This is a genomic window from Sphingomonas jinjuensis (assembly GCF_014197105.1).
Classification (GTDB): Bacteria; Pseudomonadota; Alphaproteobacteria; order Sphingomonadales; family Sphingomonadaceae; genus Sphingomonas; species Sphingomonas jinjuensis.
This window is the reverse complement of sequence record NZ_JACIEV010000005.1, coordinates 52,199-70,537: the sequence shown is the minus strand read 5'-3', so window position 1 is coordinate 70,537 and position 18,339 is coordinate 52,199. Positions and strand designations below refer to the sequence as shown.

17 protein-coding genes and 1 pseudogene are annotated in these 18,339 nt (G+C 67.3%); 9 read left to right on the top strand and 9 right to left on the bottom strand.

Features of this window, described 5'->3' with window-relative positions; genetic code table 11:
- Window positions 1–204: 204 nt before the first annotated feature.
- Window positions 205–1,134 carry a lipoyl synthase gene (gene lipA / locus GGQ80_RS09740; protein WP_183984240.1) on the top strand — a complete coding sequence of 310 codons (930 nt, stop codon included), beginning with the start codon at window positions 205–207 and terminating at the stop codon, window positions 1,132–1,134.
- Entirely contained in the window at window positions 1,127–1,594 is a 468-nt protein-coding gene (locus GGQ80_RS09735) for an SRPBCC family protein (RefSeq protein ID WP_183984238.1), read from the top strand. Before lipA ends, GGQ80_RS09735 begins: the two co-directional genes overlap by 8 nt.
- Here the strand turns inward: GGQ80_RS09735 and GGQ80_RS09730 are convergent.
- The 3 genes from GGQ80_RS09730 to GGQ80_RS09720 are packed head-to-tail and all read right to left on the bottom strand — an operon-like array spanning window position 1,546 to window position 3,703.
- Window positions 1,546–2,058, bottom strand: coding sequence for a CinA family protein (locus GGQ80_RS09730; RefSeq protein WP_183984236.1), 513 nt, complete (start codon window positions 2,056–2,058; stop codon window positions 1,546–1,548). The two genes, GGQ80_RS09735 and GGQ80_RS09730, sit on opposite strands and share 49 nt — an antisense overlap.
- The gene (locus tag GGQ80_RS09725) at window positions 2,055–2,582 is read right to left on the bottom strand and encodes a hypothetical protein (protein WP_183984234.1); all 528 of its coding nucleotides are present in this window, start codon (window positions 2,580–2,582) and stop codon (window positions 2,055–2,057) included. Before GGQ80_RS09725 ends, GGQ80_RS09730 begins: the two co-directional genes overlap by 4 nt.
- Complete coding sequence (locus GGQ80_RS09720; protein WP_183984232.1) at window positions 2,576–3,703, bottom strand: bifunctional 2-C-methyl-D-erythritol 4-phosphate cytidylyltransferase/2-C-methyl-D-erythritol 2,4-cyclodiphosphate synthase; 1,128 nt, start codon at window positions 3,701–3,703, stop codon at window positions 2,576–2,578. Before GGQ80_RS09720 ends, GGQ80_RS09725 begins: the two co-directional genes overlap by 7 nt.
- A gap of 87 nt (window positions 3,704–3,790) precedes the next feature.
- Here GGQ80_RS09720 and dusB point away from each other — a divergent pair, with 87 nt between their 5' ends.
- From dusB to hflX, 7 genes and pseudogenes are all read left to right on the top strand, one after another.
- A complete protein-coding gene (gene dusB / locus GGQ80_RS09715) occupies window positions 3,791–4,789 on the top strand; it encodes a tRNA dihydrouridine synthase DusB (RefSeq protein ID WP_183984230.1) in 999 nt (332 codons plus the stop codon).
- The gene (locus GGQ80_RS09710) at window positions 4,758–5,840 is read left to right on the top strand and encodes a two-component system sensor histidine kinase NtrB (RefSeq protein ID WP_183984228.1); all 1,083 of its coding nucleotides are present in this window, start codon (window positions 4,758–4,760) and stop codon (window positions 5,838–5,840) included. Before dusB ends, GGQ80_RS09710 begins: the two co-directional genes overlap by 32 nt.
- Window positions 5,837–7,255: a nitrogen regulation protein NR(I) gene (gene ntrC, locus GGQ80_RS09705; protein WP_183984226.1), complete on the top strand. Its 1,419-nt coding sequence runs from the start codon at window positions 5,837–5,839 to the stop codon at window positions 7,253–7,255. The genes GGQ80_RS09710 and ntrC overlap by 4 nt, the downstream gene beginning before the upstream one ends.
- A gap of 104 nt (window positions 7,256–7,359) precedes the next feature.
- Complete coding sequence (locus GGQ80_RS09700) at window positions 7,360–9,582, top strand: sensor histidine kinase (RefSeq protein WP_183984224.1); 2,223 nt, start codon at window positions 7,360–7,362, stop codon at window positions 9,580–9,582.
- Window positions 9,583–9,585: 3 nt separating this feature from the next.
- Entirely contained in the window at window positions 9,586–10,959 is a 1,374-nt protein-coding gene (gene ntrX, locus GGQ80_RS09695; protein ID WP_183984222.1) for a nitrogen assimilation response regulator NtrX, read from the top strand.
- 60 nt (window positions 10,960–11,019) lie between these two features.
- Window positions 11,020–11,571, top strand: a pseudogene (hfq, locus tag GGQ80_RS09690) (RNA chaperone Hfq); the annotation flags it as partial.
- A complete protein-coding gene (gene hflX, locus GGQ80_RS09685; protein ID WP_183984218.1) occupies window positions 11,568–12,869 on the top strand; it encodes a GTPase HflX in 1,302 nt (433 codons plus the stop codon). The pseudogene hfq and the gene hflX, both read left to right, overlap by 4 nt.
- Before the next feature lie 21 nt (window positions 12,870–12,890).
- On the opposite strand, the gene mazG is transcribed toward hflX, so the two are convergent.
- From mazG to GGQ80_RS09655, 6 genes are read right to left on the bottom strand one after another with little or no spacing between them, the layout of a single operon-like run.
- Entirely contained in the window at window positions 12,891–13,625 is a 735-nt protein-coding gene (gene mazG, locus GGQ80_RS09680) for a nucleoside triphosphate pyrophosphohydrolase (protein ID WP_183984216.1), read from the bottom strand.
- Window positions 13,626–13,661: 36 nt separating this feature from the next.
- Window positions 13,662–14,279, bottom strand: a complete 618-nt coding sequence (locus GGQ80_RS09675; RefSeq protein ID WP_183984214.1) for a retropepsin-like aspartic protease family protein — start codon at window positions 14,277–14,279, stop codon at window positions 13,662–13,664.
- Window positions 14,276–15,040, bottom strand: coding sequence for an MBL fold metallo-hydrolase (locus tag GGQ80_RS09670; RefSeq protein ID WP_343050992.1), 765 nt, complete (start codon window positions 15,038–15,040; stop codon window positions 14,276–14,278). Before GGQ80_RS09670 ends, GGQ80_RS09675 begins: the two co-directional genes overlap by 4 nt.
- Window positions 15,037–15,813 carry a TatD family hydrolase gene (locus tag GGQ80_RS09665; protein WP_183984210.1) on the bottom strand — a complete coding sequence of 259 codons (777 nt, stop codon included), beginning with the start codon at window positions 15,811–15,813 and terminating at the stop codon, window positions 15,037–15,039. The genes GGQ80_RS09670 and GGQ80_RS09665 overlap by 4 nt, the downstream gene beginning before the upstream one ends.
- Complete coding sequence (gene metG / locus GGQ80_RS09660) at window positions 15,813–17,363, bottom strand: methionine--tRNA ligase (protein WP_183984208.1); 1,551 nt, start codon at window positions 17,361–17,363, stop codon at window positions 15,813–15,815. The genes GGQ80_RS09665 and metG overlap by 1 nt, the downstream gene beginning before the upstream one ends.
- 40 nt (window positions 17,364–17,403) lie before the next feature.
- Window positions 17,404–18,336, bottom strand: coding sequence for an AAA family ATPase (locus GGQ80_RS09655; protein WP_183984206.1), 933 nt, complete (start codon window positions 18,334–18,336; stop codon window positions 17,404–17,406).
- Window positions 18,337–18,339 lie beyond the last annotated feature (3 nt).

Sequence of the window (18,339 nt, the reverse complement as noted above, 5' to 3'; positions counted from 1 at the left end):
CGGCTTCCCGGCTCGAGCTGGCATCGTGTCCGATTATTGCAAACTATGTCCATAGACCTTTCGACGCATGTCCGATCGTGATCCATGTCAAAATCGGACAGTCGACACATTGGCGTCACGCCAGGCCAGGACCGCCGCCCACGCTTCGATGATCCTGGTACAGCTTCGTTGTTTCGCGCGCGCACAATCGCTATCTGCGCCCCCATGAACGAGATGACTCCGCTGGCCGCACCGCGCGTTCGCAAGCCCGACTGGATCCGCGTCAAGGCACCGACCTCCGTCGGGTTCGCTGAAACCAAGCAGCTGATGCGCCGGCTGAACCTCGCCACGGTGTGCGAGGAAGCCGCTTGCCCCAACATCGGTGAGTGCTGGACCAAGAAGCATGCGACGGTAATGATCCTGGGTGACACCTGCACCCGCGCCTGCGCGTTCTGCAACGTGAAGACGGGGATGCCGCGCGCGGTCGATCCGCTCGAGCCCGAGCATGTCGCCGTGGCCGCCGCAGAGCTTGGGCTCGAACATATCGTCGTCACCTCGGTCGATCGCGACGACCTGCCCGATGGCGGCGCATCGCAGTTCGTGAAGGTCATTCAGGCGCTTCGGCGCAACACGCCCAAGACGACGATCGAGATCCTGACGCCGGACTTCCGCAACAAGGCGCAGGCCGCGGTCGAGTCGATCGTCGAGGCAGGGCCCGACGTCTACAACCATAATCTGGAGACGGTGCCCCGGCTTTATCCGACGATCCGCCCCGGTGCCCGCTATTACGCCTCGCTGCGGCTGCTGGAGAGCGTGAAGCGGCACGACCCGTCGATCTTCACCAAGTCGGGCGTGATGCTCGGCCTGGGGGAGGAGCGGCTCGAGGTTCATCAGGTGATGGACGACATGCGCTCGGCCGACATCGATTTCCTGACGATGGGCCAATATCTCCAGCCGACGCCGCGCCACGCCAAGGTGGCCGAATTCGTGACGCCCAAGGCGTTCGACGCCTATGCCGGCATCGCGCGCGCCAAGGGCTTCCTGCTGGTCGCCTCGTCGCCGCTGACGCGGTCGAGCTATCATGCGGGCGACGATTTCGCGCGGCTGCGCAACGCGCGCGCTGCCAAGCTGGCGAAGGACGCGGTGCGTGCCTAAGCATCACGAGACGCGGCATCTGCCCTATAGTGCGGAGCAGATGTTCGACCTCGTCGCCGACGTCGGCCGCTATGCCGAGTTTCTGCCCTGGGTCTCGGCGATGCGGGTGAGGCGCGACACGCCGACCGAGACGATCGCCGACATGATCGTCGGCTTCAAGGGTCTGCGCGAGACGTTCACGTCGAAGGTCGGCAAGGATCGGCCAAACAGCATCCATGTCGAATATATCGATGGTCCGCTGAAGTATCTCCATAACGACTGGCGCTTCCGCCCCGAAGGGACGGGCTGCGCGGTGGATTTCACCGTCGATTTCGCGTTCAAGAACCGGGTGTTCGAGATGCTGGCGGGCCAGGTATTCGGCCAGGCGCTGCGCAAGATGATCGGCGCCTTCGAAGAGCGCGCCGCGCAGCTCTACGGTGCCGGCGGCAGCAATAGTTCGAGCGCGCACAGCGCGGCCTGACGGCGAACGCCGCCACGGCCGGTGTCGGGAAACTCGCGCCGGTCGGCATGGACGTCGGCCGGGTCGCCGCCCTTTTCCGCACGGGCGAAGACGACCGTGCCGACCGGCTTCTTCGCCGACCCGCCGCCCGGCCCGGCGATGCCTGTGATCGCCACGGCCACATCGGCGCCGGTCTGCTCCAGCGCACCGCGCGCCATGCTCCAGGCGACGGCGATCGACACCGCGCCGAAGGTCTCCAGCACGTCCGAGCTGACACGCAGCAGCTTCATCTTGGCGTCGTTCGAATAGGTGACGAGGCCGCCTTCGAACACATCCGACGACCCCGGCACCTCGGTCAGCGCCGCGCTGACCAGGCCTCCGGTGCAGCTCTCCGCCAGCGCGATGCGACGCCCGGCGGCGCGATTGGCCTCGATCACGCGCGTGGCGGCCTCGACCAGCTCGTCGGGCAGCGTCCAGTCGCTCATCGCTGAACCGCCTGGCACAGCGGCAGGTCGGGCACGTCGATCCGCGCGCCCTTCGCCTTTTCGGCTTTCAAATACTGAAGCGCGGCGACGACGATGCCCGCGGTGTTGCGCGGGGGCAGGGGATCGAGCAGCGTCACCAGCCGATCGATCATCGCGCAGTCGCTCACCGCGATCCTCCCGACGATCTGCGGCACCAGCAGCGACACGAGCAGCCCACGGGCGAAATCGGAGTCGAGCAGCGGCGCGATAGCCGGATCGCTGAGCTTGACGATGCCGCCGCGCGCGTTCGGCCAGGCGCGATCGGCCTCGCGCTGGTAGCGATCGATCAAATTGCTGTCGCTGCGGCGGATCAGGCTGGTCGCCGGCAGTCGCGCGGCACAGACCGTGCCTGTCTGGCGCAGGATCTCTGGCATCGCGACCATCGTCATCGCCTCCGCCTCGGGCGCCGTGATGCAGCCGGTCTGCGCGGCGACCGGCTGGGCGACCAGCGTCAGGGCGGCAGTGATGGCGGCGGACCTCAGCATCGCGGCACGCTGACCGTCGCGATCGCCTGGGTCGCGATGCCTTCGCCGCGTCCGGTGAAGCCGAGTCGCTCGGTGGTCGTCGCCTTGATGCTTACCCGCTCTTCCGACAGGTTGAGGAGACCGGCGATCCGGCTGCGCATCGCCGCGCGGTGCGGGCCGATCTTCGGCGCTTCGCACATGATCGTCAGGTCGACGAAGTCGACCCGCCCGCCCCTGGCGGCGATCAGCCCGGCGGCATGGACCAGGAACTGCGCGGAGTCGGCGCCCCGCCATTGCGGGTCGCTCGGCGGAAAATGCGTGCCGATATCGCCCGCCGCGATCGTGCCGAGCAGCGCATCGGTCAGCGCATGCAGCGCCACGTCGGCATCGCTGTGGCCGGACAGGCCCTTGTCGTGGGGAATCAGCACGCCGCCCAGCCACAACTCCTCGCCCTCTTCGAGCCGATGGACGTCGAAACCGCTCGCGCTGCGCGTCTCGAACGCCGCGCGCGCCTCGGCCTGGGCGAAGTCGTCGGGATGGGTCACTTTATCGAGCATCGCATCGCCCTGCACCAACGCGACGCGTCCGCCAAGCCGGCGAACCATCTGCGCGTCGTCGGTGGCTTCCTCGTCGACCGGCCAGGCGGCGTGCGCCGCGCGCAGGCAGGCGGCGGAAAAGGCCTGCGGCGTCTGAATGCGCATCACCCCGCCACGCGGTACGACCTCGCCGAGCACGCCCTCGTCGCGCGCCAGCGTATCGGCGATCGGCAACACCGGCACCGCGCCGTCGTGATCGTCGAGCGCTGCGATCAGGCGGTCGATTACCGCCGCTGTGAGGAAGGGGCGGGCGGCATCGTGGACGAGCACACGGTCGGCCCGCACCGCCGCCAAGCCATGCCCGACCGACTCGCGGCGGGAGGCACCACCGATGACGTAGCGCACCGGCCCCAGTGCCTCGGCGAGGTGATCGATACCGTCTGCGGCCACCACCACCACCACCTCGTCGATCGCGGGATGAGCGACGAGCGCGGCATGGGCATGAGCGATCAGCGGCCGACCGGCCAGTCGTTGAAACTGCTTGGGCACATCGCCACCGGCACGGGTGCCGCTGCCCGCGGCGACGAGGATGGCTGCGGTGGTCATGACGCCGCCCTACCGGCTCTGCGATGACGTCGCCAGCCTTGCGCCGCGAGAGGCGCGCGCGTACATGCCCATTTTTCAGGCACCACCATGCGTCCACTCGCTCCCATCCAGATCGGTCCCGTGCGGATCGACAACCCCGTCGTGCTGGCGCCGATGACTGGCGTCACCGACATGCCCTTTCGTACGCTCGTGCGGCGCTATGGCTCCGGGCTCAACGTCACCGAGATGATCGCCAGCCAGGCGGCGATCCGCGAGACCCGTCAGTCGCTCCAGAAGGCGGCGTGGCATCTGTCGGAAGAGCCGGTGTCGATGCAGCTGGTCGGCTGTACGCCCTACGAGATGGCGGAAGCGGCGAAGCTCGCCGAGGATCGCGGGGCGGCGATTATCGACATCAACATGGGCTGCCCGGTCCGCAAGGTTACGAACGGCGACGCCGGATCGGCGCTGATGCGTGATCTGACGCTCGCGGCGCAGTTGATCGAGGCGATCGTCAAGGCGGTCGAGGCGCCGGTGACGCTGAAGATGCGGATGGGCTGGTGCCACGACAGCCTGAACGCGCCCGAACTGGCGCGCATCGCCGAGGATCTGGGCATCAAGCTCGTCACCGTCCACGGCCGGACGCGCAACCAGATGTACAAGGGCGAGGCCGACTGGGGCTTCGTTCGCCGCGTCAAGGAAGCGGTGTCGCTGCCGGTCATCGTCAACGGTGATATCTGCTCGATCGAGGATGCCGAGGCGGCGCTCGACCAGTCGGGTGCCGATGGCGTGATGATCGGGCGAGGCGCCTATGGCCGGCCCTGGCTGCTCAGCCAGATGATGCACTGGCTGGCGACCGGCCAGCGCCTCGACGATCCCGATCTCGACGAGCAATATACCGTTATCGCAGAGCATTACGACGCGATGCTAAGCCATTACGGCACGATGACCGGCGTGAACATGGCCCGCAAGCATATCGGCTGGTACACGCGCGGGCTCCCGGGATCGGCGGAATTTCGCAACAAGGTGAACCAGGAGCCGGACGCCGACGTCGTGAAGGCGATGCTCGCTGAATTCTATGCTCCGTGGCGGCGACGTGCCGCTGCATGACGCTGCCCACGGCGGCGGTCATCCCGGTTTTCCCGCCCTGTTCGACGCCCTGCCAGTCGCCGTCCTGGTGATCGATCCCGACGATCGTATCAGTGATACCAATGCGTTAGCGGAAGAACTTCTTCAGCTGTCCGAACGGACGATGCGTGGTCGTCCGGTGGGCGAGGTGCTGCCGCCGGTCGGGCTTGAGCGCGGCGACGCCAAGGGGCTCGCGCTCTATGATATCGAGATCGTCACCCCGCGCGGCCAGCGGATCCGCGTCGACTATGTCCAGTCGGCGGTGGCCGATCGTCCCGGCTGGCGGACGATCGCGCTCCATCCCGCCGCCAGCACGCGTGGCCTTGGTCATTCCGCCGAGCGCAGTGCCGGCGCGCGCGCGGCGATCGGCGCGGCGGCGATGCTCGCGCATGAGATCAAGAATCCGCTGTCCGGGATCCGCGGTGCCGCGCAGCTGATGGGGCAGGGGGAGCTGCCGACGCTGATCGTCGACGAGGTCGATCGCATCGCGCGGCTGATCGATCGCATGCAGGATTTCGGCGATACCCGGCCGCTCTCGCTGGCCGCCGAGAACATCTACCCCCTGCTGGCACACGCGCGCGGCCTGGCGCGAGCCGGGTTTGCGCGCGACGTCACGATCGTCGAACGCTATGATCCATCGCTGCCCCTTGCTCGCTGCAATCGCGAAGCGCTGCTGCAGATTCTCATAAACCTTATGAAGAACGCCGCAGAAGCCACTGAAGGCGGACCTGATCGTCGTATCCATCTGACCACCGCCTATCGTCACGGTCTGGCGGTCAGCGCGGCACCCGGCCGGCCGCGCCGGCCGCTGCCGATCGAGATCTGCGTTATCGACAGCGGCCCGGGTGCCGCGCCCGACATCGCCGACAATCTGTTCGATCCCTTCGTTTCCGGGCGCCCCGACGGGCAGGGGCTTGGGCTGGCGCTGGTCGACAAGCTGATGCGCGATATGGGCGGCACCGTCCAGTATAGCCGCGAGGGAGATCCCGAAGTAACCGTCCTGCGCCTGTTACTGCCGAGGGCGTCCGAATGAGCCGTATCCTGGTGGTCGACGACGACGCCGCGATCCGCACCGTCGTGGGGCAGGCGCTGCGTCGTGCCGGTCATGACGTCGTGGCGGTCGGCACGCTGGCGGAGCGTGACCGGCAGCTGGCCGGGGCCGAACATATCGACGTCCTCGTCACCGACGTCGTGCTGCCCGATGGCGACGGCATCGCCGCGCTGGCGGCGGTCGCGACGATCAAGCCGCAGCTTCCCGTCATCATCATGTCGGCGCGCAACACGCTGGTCACCGCCGTCCGCGCCACCGAAGCCGGCGCCTACGAATATCTGCCCAAGCCGTTCGATCTCGACATGCTGACCGGCGCGGTGGCGGGGGCGCTGGCGCGCGGCGCCGCGGTCGCCCAGCCGGAGCCGGCCGAGGACCCTGCGCTGCCGCTGATCGGCCGCTCGCCGGCGATGCAGGACGTCTATCGCGTCATCGCCCGGGTGGTCGCGACCGACCTTACCGTCCTCATCTCCGGCGAATCGGGGACGGGCAAGGAACTGGTAGCCCGCGCGATCCATGATCTCGGCCCGCGCAGTGCCGCACCCTTCGTGGCCATCAACATGGCGGCGATCCCCCGCGAGCTGATCGAAGCCGAGCTGTTCGGCCATGAGCGCGGTGCCTTTACCGGCGCGGCCCAGAGAAGTGCCGGCAGGTTCGAACAGGCCGCGGGCGGCACCCTGTTTCTCGACGAGATCGGTGACATGCCGATCGAGGCCCAGACCCGGCTGCTCCGCGTCCTACAGTCGGGCGAATTCACGACGGTTGGCGGAGTCCGCGCGCTGCGTGCCGACGTGCGGATCGTCGCTGCGACCAATCGCGATCTCCTCGGCCAGGTCGCGAGCGGACAGTTCCGCGAGGACCTCTTCTACCGCCTCAATGTCGTGCCGATCGCGCTGCCCGCCCTGCGGGAACGTCGTGAGGACATACCGACGCTGGCCAGCCACTTTCTCGATCAGGCCGCCGCGATGGGCCTGCCGCGCCGCATCCTGTCCGACGAGGCGACGGCAGTACTCGTCGCGCACGACTGGCCGGGGAATGTCCGCGAGCTGGAAAACCTGATGCGGCGGCTGGCGGCGTTGCTGCGGGACGAGGTGATCGACGCCGCTGCCATTCGCGCAGCGTTGGGGCCGGTCGGCGCCGTCCCGACCGACGGCGGCGATGCGATCGAGGATGCCGTACAGACGCTGATCGAGCGGATCGCCCGCGAGCGGCCGGGCGCGCTCGACGACGGCACGCTGTATGACCGGGTGATCGGCGAGGTCGAGCGCCCCCTGATCCAGATGATGCTCGCGCGACACGGCGGCAATCAGCTGCGTGCCGCCCGCGCCATGGGCATCAATCGCAACACGTTGCGTAAACGGCTGGATAGCCTAGCGATCGCCCCGCGCGGTGACGGCTGAGGACGACGACGTCATGCCGTCACGATCCCTCGACACAGCCAATTGACGCGCCTCATTTGAATTATGTGGTTTCCGTGCAACAGATCACGTTGTACGGCAGGTCGATGACAGCGTCGCTGACGCCCTCGATGATCGAAGACGAGCCCCGCCGCGGTTTCACGGTGACGCCTGCGATCGAACTGCTGGTGTTCGCCATCGCCGTGGTGATCGCAGCGACGACCTATGGGGTGCTGGAGGGCGGAACGTCGACCCAGCCGATGACGCCGCCGCTGGTCGCGCTGCTTCTCGTCGCGAACCTGGTTCCCGGTGTCGGCCTGCTGATGCTGGTCGGGCGGCGGATCGCCCGGCGCCGCGCCGCGCGCTCGCCGATTGGGGGCAACGGTCAGCTCCACGTCCGGCTGGTGGCGATCTTCTCGACCGTCGCCGCGGTGCCAATGATCCTCGTCACCATCTTCGCCTCGGTGCTGTTCCAGTACGGCGTTCAGTTCTGGTATTCAGACCGCGCCCGCGGGATGCTTGAGAATGCAAGCTCTCTCGTACGGGAGAATGTCCAGCAGGAGTTGAACCGCGTCGACGGCGAAACGCGCGCTATGGCGGTCGATGTGTCCAACCTGCTTCGCGAAGGGCCGATCGACGCGCCGCGCTTCGCGCAGGGCTTCGGCCTTCAGTTATACCGGCGCAACCTGTCCGAAGCGGTTATCGTTCGCCGCGGTGATGCCAACCCGCTTGCCCTCGTCAATCCCTACGACCGTCCGCTCAATCGGGTGGTGACTGAGGCGATGATGAACCGCATCGACACCGGTGAGCCCAGCGTTACCGTGCAGAGCCGCGACCGGGCGGGTGCGCTCGTGCCCCTTGACTATGGGCCCCACACATACCTCTACACGGCGCGCGTGTTCGACGAGACGATCGCGACGCAGCTGCGTCGAGGCGACCAGATCGTCGCCGACTATCGGGCGCTCCAGTCGCGATCAAAGACGCTCCAGCTGCGGTTCAACGCTGCGCTGCTGATCGTGTCGTTGCTGATCGTCGGCATCGCCGTGTGGATCGCGCTGGCGGTTGCCGACCGGCTGGTCCGGCCCGTCGGCGACCTCGTCGCCGCGGCCAGGCGGGTAGCGGACGGTGATCTGACGGCGCGCGTGCCCGATCCTCGAAGCCGCGACGAAGTCGGCACGCTAGCGCGCGCCTTCAATCAGATGACGGGGCGGATCGAGGAGCAGAATACGGAGCTGCGCACCGCCAACAACCAACTCGACAATCGCCGCGCGCTGATCGAGGCGGTGATGGCCGGCGTCTCTGCCGGCGTGGTGTCGGTCGACCCCGACGGCTGCGTACGGATCGCCAACCGTTCGGCGACCGAGCTGCTGGGCACCGGCAGCGATGGCCTGGTCGATCGGCCGCTCGCCGATGTCTCGCCCGAACTCGCCTCGCTCGTCGCCAGTGGCGAGCGCGAGGCGATCGTCCAGGTGGCGCGAGCCACCGACCCGCGAACGCTCGCGGTCCGTATCGCGCGGACCGATGCCGGTCCGATTCTGACGTTCGACGACATCACCCAGCAGGTCCTAGACCAGCGCCGCGCCGCCTGGTCCGACGTCGCGCGCCGGATCGCGCATGAGATCAAGAACCCGCTGACGCCGATCCAGCTCGCTGCGGAACGGCTCCAGCGACGCTATGGCGGCAAGGTCGACGAAGGCGATCCCACCTTCGCGCGGCTTACCGACACGATCGTCCGCCAAGTCGGCGACCTGCGGCGGATGGTCGATGAATTCTCCGACTTCGCGCGCATGCCCAAGCCGGTGTTTCGCGAGGAATTGCTGGTCGATATCGGGCGCCAGGCGATGTTCCTGCACGAGGTCGCGCATCCCACGATCCGCTTCGTGCTCGAGCATGACGAACCCGGCCCGTCGCTGGTGTGCGACCGCCGCCAGATCGGCCAGGCATTGACCAACATCGTCAAGAACGCGGTCGAGGCGATCGAGGCGCGCGACGCCGGCGATCGCGTGATCCGCATGACGATCGGCGAGGACGGTCCCCGATCGTACGTCGCCGTTGCCGACACCGGCGTCGGCCTGCCGGCGGATCGCGACCGGATCGTCGAACCCTATATGACGACGCGCGCTCGAGGGACGGGGCTCGGCCTCGCGATCGTCAAGAAGATTGCTGAGGAACATCATGGTACCATTACTTTTTCCGATCGTGACGGCGGAGGAACGGTGGTCACGATGACGTTCGACGCGGCATCGCTCGCCGCACTCGACCAGGGAGCAAACGCCCCCGAGCCGGCAGGGGAGGGCCAGCTCGCCGCATTGATCAGGAATCGGAACTAGCTGATGGCGCTCGACATCCTCGTCGTCGACGATGAACTGGATATTCGCGAACTCGTGTCGGGCGTGCTCGACGACGAGGGCTATGAGACGCGCACCGCCGCTGACAGCGACAGCGCGCTGGAGGCGATCGCGACCCGGCGTCCATCGCTCGTCCTGCTCGACGTCTGGCTTCAGGGCTCGCGGCTCGACGGACTGGAATTGCTCGACGAGATCAAGCGGCGCGACGCGTCGATCCCGGTACTGGTCATCTCCGGCCACGGCAGCCTCGACACCGCCGTGGCGGCGATTCGCAAGGGGGCGGCCGACTTCATCGAGAAGCCGTTCGAGGCCGAACGCCTGCTGCTGATGGTCGCGCGCGCGACCGAGACCGAACGGCTGCGCCGCGAGGTCGCCAGCCTTCGCGCCAGCGCCGGACGTGAGAGCGACCTCACCGGCACGTCCGCTTCGATCAATACCGTGCGCGCTACGTTGAAGCGCGTCGCCGGAACCGGCAGCCGGGTGCTCATCATGGGAGCCGCGGGCGTCGGCAAGGAAGTCGCCGCGCGGCTGCTCCACGGCTGGTCCACGCGGGTCCAGGCGCCGTTCGTCGTCGTCAGCGCGGCGCGGATGACGCCCGAACGAGTCGAAGAGGAGCTGTTCGGCGTGGAGGAGGGGGGCGACCTGGTTCGCCCGGGCCTGCTCGAACAGGCGCATGGAGGCACGCTGTTCCTCGACGAGATCGCCGACATGCCGGTCGCGACCCAGGCGCGAATCCTGCGCGTCCTGACCGACCAGAGCTTCACGCGTATCGGCGGCACCCGCGTCGTCAAGGTCGACGTCCGCGTCGTGTCCGCCACCGCGCGCGATCTGACGCACGAAATTGCTGAGGGACGGTTTCGCGAGGACCTCTATTACCGGCTCAACGTGGTGCCGGTGACGATCCCGCCGCTGGCCGACAGGCGCGAGGATATCCCCGCGCTGGTCGAGCATTTCATGGCGCATTACGCCAACGAGCGCCGCGTCCCCACGCCCGAGATCGCCGCCGACGCCATGGTCGCGCTGCAATCCTACGACTGGCCGGGCAACGTCCGCCAGCTGCGCAACGTCGTCGAACGCACGATCATCCTGGCGCCGGGCGACCGGATCGGCCGGATCGACCTCGACCTGCTGCCGTCCGAGGTGCTGGGCGACCAGGGCGAGCTCGCGGCCGGGGGCGGCGCGATCATGGGCGCGCCGCTGCGCGAGGCCCGCGAAACCTTCGAGCGCGAATATCTGCGCGTGCAGATTCGTCGCTTCTCGGGGAACATCAGCCGCACTGCGAGCTTCATCGGCATGGAACGCTCGGCGCTTCACCGCAAACTGAAGCTGCTCGGGATCACCGATGTGCGGGACGACTGAGCGGGTGGACGCCGGCTTGGCGCGTCCATAGACTGATCACGGGCGGCCGCTGGCCGTCATCCGACGCCGGGAAACGGCGCACAGCGAGCGAACGGCTCGCCAACAAGAAGGAAGGGCAACATGGCCGACAAGCAGGGATCGCTCCAGGATCTGTTCCTCAACGCGCTTCGCAAATCCAAGACCCCGGTGACGATGTTCCTCGTCAAGGGCGTGAAGCTGCAGGGAATCGTGACCTGGTTCGACAATTTCTCGGTGCTGTTGCGCCGCGACGGGCAGAGCCAGCTCATCTACAAACATGCGATTTCCACGATCATGCCCGCGGGCACGATGGATATCGCGCCGATCGTCGATGCGGTCGGTGAGCCGCAGAAGAAGCAGCCACTGCTTCAGGAAATCTTCCTCGGCGCGGTGAAGCGGTCCGACGAATCGGTGACGATGTTCCTCATCAACGGCGTCATGCTCCAGGGGCATATCGCCGGCTTCGATCTGTTCTGCATGCTGCTCCAGCGCGAGGGCATGGTCCAGCTGGTCTACAAGCATGCGGTGTCGACGATCCAGCCGGCGCGTCCGCTCAACCTTGCCGACGACGGCGGCGAGGACGAGGACGCTTGACCACCGGCTTCGAACGCGACCGCGACGACTTCGCCCGCGGCGCCAAGGCGATCGTCGTCCTCCCCGACCGCGGTGATTCCACCCGTGACGCCGATGCCCGGCTCGAGGAGACGGCGGGGCTGGCGGCCGCAATCGGGCTCGACGTCACCGATCGGGTCGCGTTCCGCGTGCGCGCGCCCAAGCCGGCGACGCTGATCGGGAGCGGCCAAGTCGAACAGCTCGCCGCCACGGCGCGGATGGAAGAGGCGGCACTGGTCGTCTTCGACGCCAGCCTGACTCCGGTCCAGCAGCGCAACCTCGAGACCGCGCTCGAAGCCAAGGTGATCGATCGCACCGGCCTGATCCTCGAAATCTTCGGCGAGCGGGCGGCGACCGCGGAAGGGCGGCTCCAGGTCGAGCTGGCGCATCTCGACTATCAGGCGGGTCGACTGGTGCGCAGCTGGACCCACCTCGAGCGGCAGCGCGGCGGCTTTGGCTTCCTCGGCGGACCGGGCGAAACGCAGATCGAGGCGGATCGACGTTTGATCCGCGACCGGATGGCACGGCTCCGGCGCGAGCTCGAGCAGGTGAGCCGAACGCGCGGCCTGCACCGCGAGCGTCGCCAGCGCGCGCCGTGGCCGGTGATCGCGCTCGTGGGGTACACCAACGCCGGAAAGTCCACGCTCTTCAACCGGTTGACCGGCGCTGACGTCATGGCGGAGAACCTCCTCTTCGCCACTCTCGATCCCACACTTCGCCAAATCAGCCTGCCCGGCATCGACAAGGCGATCCTCTCGGATACCGTGGGCTTCGTCTCCGATCTGCCGACGCAGCTGGTGGCGGCGTTCAAGGCGACGCTGGAAGAGGTGGTCTCAGCCGACCTGCTGATCCACGTTCGCGACATCGCGCATCCCGATACCGAGGCGCAGCGCACCGACGTCGAGAATGTCCTCACCGAGATCGGCGTCGATGCAGAAACGCCGCGGATCGAGGCGTGGAACAAGCTCGACCTGCTCGACGCCGAGCGACACGAGGATATCCTGGCCGAGGCGGCACGACGCAGCGACGTCGCGGCGATCTCGGCGCTGGACGGAGAAGGGGTCGATCGTCTGATCGCCGAGGTGGCGGAGCTACTGACTGCCGGCCATCGCCGCTACTCGATCACGCTCGATGCCGCCGACGGCGCTGGTGCGGCGTGGCTCCACCAGCACGGCGAGGTGCTGGGGCACGAGGTCGACGGCGATCATGCCCATTATGAGGTGCGGATGGCCCCGGCGGATCACGATCGGTTCGTGCGCCGTAACGGCGGGGAGGGGTAGGGCGCCGCCCTTTCGCTCCTATCAGCCGCCGCGCTTGACCTGCTGCCACAGCGCTTCCTTGGCATCGAGCGGTAGGTCGGCGAACCCCTCGCCGCCCAGGGCCTCGATCGCGCGAAACCGATTCTCGAACTTGTTGTTTGCCGCGCGCAGAGCAGCCTCCGGGTCGACCTTCAGATGCCGTGCGAAGTTGACGACGGCAAGTAGCAGGTCGCCGACTTCCTCGGCCAACGTCTCCGGCGAGGCATCGGCGATCTCGGCCAGCTCCTCGTCGATCTTGGCGCGAGGACCGGCAAGGTCTGGCCAATCGAAGCCGACGCGCGCGGCGCGGTTCTGTAGTTTTTCGGCACGCGTCAGCGCCGGCAACCCGGCCGCTACGCCGGCGATGGCGCTTCCATCCGACTTCGCGGCGCGTTCCTCCGCCTTGATCGCCTCCCACAGATGATGGCCGCCCCCGGGGGCATCGCCGAAGATATGCGGGTGACGACGCTCCATCTTGTCGCTGATCGCGTCGACGACATCGGGAAATGCGAACGCGCCGGCTTCCTCGGCAATCCGAGCGTGGAAGACGACCTGAAGCAACAGATCGCCCAATTCGTCCTTCAGGTCACCGACATCGTCACGCTCGATGGCGTCGGCGACTTCATAGGCTTCCTCGATCGTATAGGGCGCGATCGAGGCCCAATCCTGCGCCCGATCCCATTCGCAGCCCTCGGGACCACGGAGTTTGGCCATGATCGTCAGCAGCCGATCAACCATGGCGCTAAACCATCCCCACAAGATCGATAATATTCATTATGTAAAATCCTGATGGTGGTGCGGCGTCAGGATCAACGTCCGCCCCTCGACCCGCCATGACTTCAACCGTGACAGGAAGTTCATCCCCAGCACGTCGCCATCGCCGAACGCCGGCGACACGACGACGCCGATGTCGCGAGCGACAATGTCGCCCAGCCGCAGTTCCTTCACGGTAGCGGTTTCCGCGGTGATCGTTCCGTTCGCGGTATTGAGGATCACCGGAAACGGACTTTTCTTGACGTCGAGCCCCGCCGCCGCCGCGGTGCGGACTGACAGCGCCGTCGTCGTGGCGCCACTGTCGACCAGCAGTCGCCGTGGAACGCCGTCGATCGTCACGCGCGCCCAGAAATGGCCGTCGGGCGCCATCGCGATCCGGGTCTCCTGGCCGACGACCTTCTGCTCGCCGATATTGAGCATCGCCGCCACGCGCTGGAGATACGGATCGAACTGTTCGCGTTGCGCGACCACGACATAAAGGATGCCGAACAGGACACCCCAGGTCGCCAGCTGCAGCAGGACGCGAAGAACCGGGACGCGCCGCGCGATCAGTGCCGACACCGGCAGGATGAGCAGCACCAGATAAAAGAACAGATTGCCCCCGATGTCGGGCGTCATAGCGCGAATTCCATCCCGTCGTAGCCGGGCTCTACCCCCGGCGGCAACGCCGCGACCAGCGTCGCATAATCCATGGACTGATCCATATGTACCAAGGCTGTCCGGATGGGGCGCAGGTCATCGACCCATTGCAGGACGGTCGGGACATCGGGGTGGGTGGGATGCGGGGCATAGCGCAACGCGTCGACGATCCACAGGTCGAGGTCGGTGTAGAGCGAACGCATGTCCGACGTCAGCTCATGAAAGTCAGTGGCATAGCCGACACTGTGGCCGTTGGCCGTGAAGCGGAGACCGGCCGATTGGATCGACCCATGAGGCTGGTCGACCACCTCGATCTCGATCCCGCCGATGCGCAGCCGATCCGGTAACGGCTGTGCCTCCACCGTCGACGGATAGCCTGCGCGCCCCCTGAACACGTAGGCGAAGCGATCGCTCAGGACGTCGAGCGTCGCGGCGCGGGCAAAGCCGACGACCGGCCTTCCGAGCGCATGGAATATCTGGCGGACGTCGTCGATGCCGTGGCAGTGATCGGCATGGTCGTGCGTCCAGATGATCGCGTCGACGCGGTCGATGTCCGCCGCCAGCAGCTGCTCGCGCAGGTCCGGGCTGGTGTCGAGGAGGATGCGTGTGCCCTCATGCTCGACGAGCAGCGACGAACGCAGGCGTCGGTTGCGCGGCTCCATGGGGTCGCACGCGCCCCAGTCGTTCCCGATCCGCGGTACGCCAGACGACGTCCCCGAACCGAGGATCCGCACCCTCACCCGCGGGCTTTCGCGAACAGCGTGAAGAAGTTGTCCGCCGTCCTCCGCGCCAGCTCGTCGACCGGCTCGCCGCGCAGGTTCGCCAGGAAGCGGGCAGTATCGGCGACGAACGCCGGCTCGCCGGTCTTCCCGCGGTGCGGTACGGGGGCGAGGAACGGCGCGTCGGTTTCGATCAGCAGCCGATCGAGCGGCAGCCGCGCCGCCGTTTCCTGCAGGTCCTTGGCGTTCTTGAACGTCACGATACCGGATATCGAGATATACAGGCCCAGCGCCATCGCCTTGTCGGCGAAGTCGCCACTGGCCGTGAAACAGTGAATGACGCCGGAAAAGGCCCCCTTCCCCATCTCGTCGGCCAGGATGTCGATCGTGTCGGCTTCGGCATCGCGGGTGTGGACGATGATCGGCAACCCGCTCTCGCGTGCCGCAGCGATATGGGCCCGGAAACTGGCTTGCTGCCGATCCCGATCGGAATGGTCGTAGAAATAGTCGAGGCCGCTCTCGCCGATCCCGATCACGCGGGGATGGCTGGCGCGCTCGACGAGGCGGGTGGTGTCGATATGCGCGTGCTGGTCGGCCTCGTGCGGATGGATGCCGACCGAGGCCCAGACGTCCTCCTCGCGCTCGGCGGTCGCCAGCACCGCATCCCACTCGCTCTCGCGCGTCGCGATGTTGAGCATCACGCCGACGCCGGCCGCCCTCGCGCGCGCCAGCACCGCGGCCTGCTCCTCGGCCAATCCCTTGTAGTTCAGGTGGCAGTGGCTGTCGGCGAACATCAGGCTTCCGCCTCGGCCGCGGGCATTTCCAGGCGTGGGAAGGCCGCCGTCGGCGTTGCGAAGCGGAAGCCAGTCGCCACCTGGCGATCGTACCAGCCGTCGTCATCGATCGCCGCATGATCGCGCGCCTCGGCGCCGAGCAGGTCGAGCAGCTTGCCCGCTGCCGTCGGCACCACCGGCAGGATGGCGATCGCCAGCATGCGGATCGCGCGGACGAGCGTGCGCAGCACCGCCTCCATCCGCTCGGGATCGGTCTTGCGGAGCGCCCAGGGCGCCTGGACATCGATATATTGGTTGCAGGCAAACACGCCGCGCATCCACGCCTCCAGCCCCTGGCTTAGCGCCAAGTCAGCGAACGCCGACGTCAAGCCGGCGCAGGCGACGACGACTTCCTCGATCAGCATCGCGTCGGCCGGGTCCGCCCTGCCCGCGCCCGGCATCGCGCCGTCGAGGTTCTTGGCGATGAACGACAGCGTCCGCTGCGCGAGATTGCCGAAGCTGTTCGACAGGTCGGCGTTGGCGCGCGCCACGATCGCCTCGGCCGAAAAGCTGCCGTCCTGGCCGAAGCTGACGTCGCGCATCAGGAAATAGCGAACCGGATCGATGCCATAGAGGTCGACCAGCGCCATCGGATCGACGACGTTGCCGACCGACTTCGACATCTTGCTGCCGTCGCGTGCCAGCACATGGCCATGGCCAAACACCGACTTGGGCAGCGGCACGCCCGCCGACATCAGGAAGGCTGGCCAATAGACCGCGTGAAAGCGGACGATGTCCTTGCCGATCAGGTGAAGGTCGGCCGGCCAGTGACGCATGTCGCCGTCCGGATAGCCGGCGCCGGTCAGATAGTTGGTCAGCGCATCGACCCACACGTACATGACATGGCCGTCGCTGCCCGGCACCGGCACGCCCCAATCGAAACTGGTCCGCGACACCGACAGGTCGGACAGCCCGCCCTCGACGAAGCGCATCACCTCGTTGCGGCGGCTTTCGGGGCGGATGAAGTCGGGATTCGCGGCATAAAGGTCGAGCAACGGCTGCTGATATTTCGACAGGCGGAAGAACCACGTCTCCTCCGCGGTCCATTCCACCGGCGTGCCCTGCGGCGAGAGTCGCTCGTCGCCTTCCCCCGTCAGTTCCTTCTCGTCGTAGAACGCCTCGTCGCGGACCGAATACCAGCCCTCGTAGCGGCTGAGATACAGGTCCCCAGCTTCCGCCATCGCCTGCCAGATCGCCTGGCTGGCGCGGTAATGATCGGGATCGACGGTACGGATGAACCGATCGTACGAGATATCAAGGCGATCGGCCATTTCCTTGAAATGGGACGACATTTCATCCGCGAAGGCACGCGTTTCGATGCCCCGCGCGCGCGCCGCCTGCGCCATCTTCAGTCCGTGTTCGTCGGTCCCCGTCTGGAACAGGACGTCACGCCCCGCCTGGCGCTGGAAGCGGGCGATGACGTCGGCGGCGACCATCTCATAGGCGTGGCCGATGTGCGGGCGGCCGTTCGGGTAATGGATCGCGGTCGTGATGTAATAAGGCTCGGCCATGGCCCGCGCTCTAGGCGATGCCGCGCGAGAGGTGAAGCACCTAGCGCAGCGTCGCGGCGATCCCGGCCATCTCGATCGCGGTCGATTGCGGATCGAGCGATAAACCGAGCGCCGCACCGGATAGCTCGCGCGCCGCCGCATGGGCATCGAGCGCCGCCTTAAGCGCCGGTCCGCTCCGCCCCCGTGCCGCGCGCGCGATGATTGCGGGCGCCCGCTCCAGAAACGCCTCATAGCGCTGCGACGCCGCCTTGCCGGCGAGCGATCGTCCAAGCGCCAGCCGCCGGACATTGTCACGATCCCCCTCGGCAATGATCGCCTCTATCGCGGCATCGAGCTTGGCAACGTCGAGCCCGGCGTAGCGCAGCGCCCGGCCGGGCGAACCATCCGCGATCGCGACCAACGGCTCCAGATCGTCTTCGTTGGGCAGCTGCTCGCGCAACACCGCCCTCACCTCGCCATCCGCCAGCGCCGCGAAACGGAGCAGCCGGCACCGCGATCGGATCGTCGGCAGCAACCGCGCGGGCGCATGGCTGACGAGGAGGAACATCGTGCCGCTCGGCGGCTCCTCCAGGCTCTTGAGCAGCGCATTGGCCCCGCCCCGCTCCAGGTCGTCGGCGGCATCGATGACGACGATGCGCCGCGATCCCATCGAGGGCGCGGTCGCGAACATCGGCTGGAGCCCGCGGACCTGCGCGATGGTAATGCTGCGCGCAAGGTCCTGGTCGGGCTTCTCGGCATCCTTGGGCAGCCGCGCCAGGCGGCGATAGTCCGGGTGGGATCCCGCCTCGATCAACGAGGCCGTGCGCGCCGGGTCGGCGCCCGCGGCCAGCAGCTCGATCGCCACCGCACGCGCGAACGTCGCCTTACCGACGCCCTGTGGCCCGACCAGCAGCCAGGCGTGATGGAGCGCGCCCGAACGTATCGCGCTCGCAAACGCCTCGCGCGCGGCGGCATGACCGATCACCGCCGCCATGAC

Bases quoted from the DNA above. Each gene is read 5' to 3' on its own strand.
- lipA (WP_183984240.1), top strand. From the start codon at position 205: ATGAACGAGATGACTCCGCTGGCCGCACCGCGCGTTCGCAAGCCCGAC.
- GGQ80_RS09730 (WP_183984236.1), bottom strand. From the start codon at position 2,058: ATGAGCGACTGGACGCTGCCCGACGAGCTGGTCGAGGCCGCCACGCGC.
- GGQ80_RS09725 (WP_183984234.1), bottom strand. From the start codon at position 2,582: ATGCTGAGGTCCGCCGCCATCACTGCCGCCCTGACGCTGGTCGCCCAG.
- GGQ80_RS09720 (WP_183984232.1), bottom strand. From the start codon at position 3,703: ATGACCACCGCAGCCATCCTCGTCGCCGCGGGCAGCGGCACCCGTGCC.
- dusB (WP_183984230.1), top strand. From the start codon at position 3,791: ATGCGTCCACTCGCTCCCATCCAGATCGGTCCCGTGCGGATCGACAAC.
- GGQ80_RS09710 (WP_183984228.1), top strand. From the start codon at position 4,758: ATGCTCCGTGGCGGCGACGTGCCGCTGCATGACGCTGCCCACGGCGGC.
- ntrC (WP_183984226.1), top strand. From the start codon at position 5,837: ATGAGCCGTATCCTGGTGGTCGACGACGACGCCGCGATCCGCACCGTC.
- GGQ80_RS09700 (WP_183984224.1), top strand. From the start codon at position 7,360: ATGACAGCGTCGCTGACGCCCTCGATGATCGAAGACGAGCCCCGCCGC.
- ntrX (WP_183984222.1), top strand. From the start codon at position 9,586: ATGGCGCTCGACATCCTCGTCGTCGACGATGAACTGGATATTCGCGAA.
- mazG (WP_183984216.1), bottom strand. From the start codon at position 13,625: ATGGTTGATCGGCTGCTGACGATCATGGCCAAACTCCGTGGTCCCGAG.
- GGQ80_RS09675 (WP_183984214.1), bottom strand. From the start codon at position 14,279: ATGACGCCCGACATCGGGGGCAATCTGTTCTTTTATCTGGTGCTGCTC.
- GGQ80_RS09665 (WP_183984210.1), bottom strand. From the start codon at position 15,813: ATGTTCGCCGACAGCCACTGCCACCTGAACTACAAGGGATTGGCCGAG.
- metG (WP_183984208.1), bottom strand. From the start codon at position 17,363: ATGGCCGAGCCTTATTACATCACGACCGCGATCCATTACCCGAACGGC.
- GGQ80_RS09655 (WP_183984206.1), bottom strand. From the start codon at position 18,336: ATGGCGGCGGTGATCGGTCATGCCGCCGCGCGCGAGGCGTTTGCGAGC.